The organism is Arthrobacter sp. Hiyo1, assembly GCF_001263615.2.
Taxonomy (GTDB): Bacteria; Actinomycetota; Actinomycetes; order Actinomycetales; family Micrococcaceae; genus Arthrobacter.
In genome coordinates, this window is sequence record NZ_DF952469.1 from 430,384 (window position 1) to 432,721 (window position 2,338).

A 2,338-nucleotide genomic window follows, 5' to 3' on the forward strand; every position below is an offset into this window, starting at 1 on the left:
CAGCACGTGCAGGCACTTGACGCGGGTAGCATGCCGCCGGCCGAGACCCCTGCGATTTCCGGAACGTCTCCCGTGCCGGCACGTCCGGCAATCTCGTCACGCGCCTGGAGATAGGCTTCGTGGGCGCTCCTGTAAGCCGCAGCCAAAGGCTCGTCCGCGGTGAGCCGTTCGTTCATCTCATTCATGAGCCCGCCGGCTTCCAGCCGCGACACGGCGGCGGTGATGACGGGGTGCGTCAAGTAGAACGTCGTGGGAAACGGGGTTCCATTGCTCAAGCGCGGAGCGGTTGCAGCGACCAGCGGGTTGCCGCAGACGCAGCGCGCCGGGATTTCGACGACGTCGCGCACCGGCCGTCCGAGCTGGCGGCTGAGGATTTCGAGATCGTGTGCTGATGGCTTGCGGGACTCCTGCGATGCAGGTGCCGAGTTGTCTTCCACTGGCGCTGCCATCCTTCCTGCCCTTTTTGGCCGCGCCCATCAGGGCGCGACGGCGGCGGGCACCGCGTCTAGTCTGTTGCCGAGCGCCTGATGGATTCCCACAGGCCGTCCACCCATGGCAGGTTGGACGGGCTTCCGGAAGCTCCTGAACTGGTGCTCCCACCCGGTGTGCCGGCGGGAACGTCTCCACCAAACACCCAGTAGCCAGCTTCACCCGGCATAACCATGTTAATGCGGTCCCGGGCTTGTTGTTTCACGTAGTTGGGGTCCTGCCACCGCGTGATCTGCTTCTGGAGGCTGGCCTGCTCGGCCTGTTTGCTGGCAATGTCGGCTTCCAGGCCGGAGATTTCGGCCTTTTTCTCCAACCAGATCTTCACTGTGGGAGCGAGCATGATAGTGATCGCTATCATCACCACAGCGAGGGCAAGCATACGGCCGGAGAACGCCTTCGCGGGCACAGGGCGCGCGCCGTGGTCCTTGTCGGAGTGCGAGGATCCGGCACCGGATGCCTTGCTGGATGCCTTGCCGACAACCGGGGTGTTTCCCGAACGTCCCGGTTTCGCAGCACCACCAACCTTGGATCCGGAAGGGGCTTTGCTTTGGGTGCCGCCTTCGGCTTTGGCATTGGACGGCGTCCTGGACCCTGCATGAACCGGTGCCTCTTGCTGGGCGGCGGATGCCTTGCGGGACTCGCCGAAGTCGGCACGGATGACATGGCCGCCGTCGGGGTTCTTTTGGGGCGAGCGGCCGAGGGCATCTGCCCGGGGGACCTTGGGGCGGCGGGTGGCCATGACACTCCTGTAATGCCTGGTGCTTGCCTGGCGGGTTGCTGCGCGTTGCGTTCCTCACGGAGCCTGCGGTTTGCCGAAGTGCTCGCACATTTCGTTAAACAGAACCGGTGGCTATGGTCTTTCCACCATAGCCACCGGTCAGCTGTTTCAGCGGATACTAGCCCTTGAAACGCGGGAAAGCGCTGCGGCCGGCGTAGCGGGCGGCGTCGTCGAGTTCTTCTTCGATGCGCAGCAGCTGGTTGTACTTGGCGACGCGCTCGGAGCGGGCCGGGGCACCGGTCTTGATCTGGCCCGCGTTGGTGGCAACGGCGATGTCAGCAATGGTGGTGTCCTCGGTTTCGCCGGAGCGGTGCGAGGTGATGGTGGTGTAACCGGAGCGCTGGGCCAGGGAAACGGCGTCCAGGGTTTCCGTCAGGGAACCGATCTGGTTGACCTTGACGAGCAGGGAGTTGGCCGTGGCGGAGTCGATGCCCTGCTGCAGGCGGATCGGGTTGGTGACGAAGAGGTCGTCGCCAACTAGCTGGACCTTGTCACCGATGGTGTCGGTAAGGGTCTTCCAGCCTTCCCAGTCGTTTTCGTCCAGCGGGTCCTCGATGGAGACGAGCGGGTAATCGGCAACGAGTTCGGCATAGTAGGCGCTCATCTCGGTGGCTGAGAGTGCCTTGCCTTCGACTGGTAGGCGCCGTCCTTGTAGAACTCGGAGGAGGCGACGTCCAGCGCGAGGGCGATGTCCTTGCCCGGGGTGTAGCCGGCGTTCTTGATGGCTTCCTGGATCAGGTCCAGTGCGGCGCGGTTGGACGGCAGGTTCGGAGCGAAGCCGCCTTCGTCGCCGAGGCCGGTGGAGAGGCCCTTGGCCTGCAGGACCGACTTGAGGTTGTGGTAGACCTCACGCCCCAGCGCAGGCCTTCGGAGAAGGTCTCGGCGCCGATCGGGGCGATCATGAATTCCTGGATGTCGACGTCCGAGTCGGCGTGGGAGCCACCGTTGAGGATGTTCATCAGCGGGACGGGCAGGACGTGGGCGTTCGGGCCGCCCAGGTACTTGTACAGGGGCAGGTCCGCGGAGGCGGCGGCCGCGTTTGCCACGGCGAGGGAAACGCCGAGGATGGCG

General features: G+C 64.8%; 1 protein-coding gene and 2 pseudogenes. All 3 read right to left on the bottom strand.

Annotated elements, in window-relative coordinates; translation table 11 throughout:
* Positions 1-437 (bottom strand): annotated as a pseudogene (locus AHiyo1_RS06365) (DUF501 domain-containing protein); the annotation flags it as partial.
* A gap of 68 nt (positions 438-505) precedes the next feature.
* Positions 506-1,228, bottom strand: coding sequence for an FtsB family cell division protein (locus AHiyo1_RS06370; protein WP_059387976.1), 723 nt, complete (start codon positions 1,226-1,228; stop codon positions 506-508).
* A gap of 157 nt (positions 1,229-1,385) precedes the next feature.
* Positions 1,386-2,338: pseudogene (eno, locus tag AHiyo1_RS06375) on the bottom strand (phosphopyruvate hydratase); the annotation flags it as partial.

Excerpts from the sequence above, each read along its gene's own strand:
- AHiyo1_RS06370 (WP_059387976.1), bottom strand. The coding sequence starts at position 1,228 with ATGGCCACCCGCCGCCCCAAGGTCCCCCGGGCAGATGCCCTCGGCCGC.